Annotated in this window: 1 protein-coding gene; it reads left to right on the top strand. The window is 58.7% G+C overall.

The features are described 5' to 3' along the window. Positions 1 to 329 (top strand): hypothetical protein (locus DIE15_RS37340; protein ID WP_185734627.1); only part of this gene is annotated, 329 nt, incomplete at both ends.

The raw sequence follows: 329 nt of genomic DNA on the forward strand, positions 1-329 counted from the left end.
ACCGACCACATCACCAATGTCGGCACGTTGAATCTCACCGGTGTCGAAACCGGCGCCACGGTCGAATATTCGATCGACGGCGGTCATACCTGGAACACCAGATTCAACGCCGTTGAAGGCGTGAACGACGTGCAGGTTCGGCAGGTCGATGTCGCAGGCAATACGTCATCGGCTACGTCGATCAGTTTCACACTCGATACGTCGGCCGCTGCTCCCGGTGTCGCGCTCACGACCGACTCCGGTAGCAACGCGACCGACCACATCACCAATGTCGGCACGTTGAATCTCACCGGTGTCGAAACCGGCGCCACGGTCGAATATTCGATCGA

This window comes from Burkholderia sp. Bp9031, from assembly GCF_003857965.1.
Taxonomy (GTDB): domain Bacteria; phylum Pseudomonadota; class Gammaproteobacteria; order Burkholderiales; family Burkholderiaceae; genus Burkholderia; species Burkholderia ambifaria_A.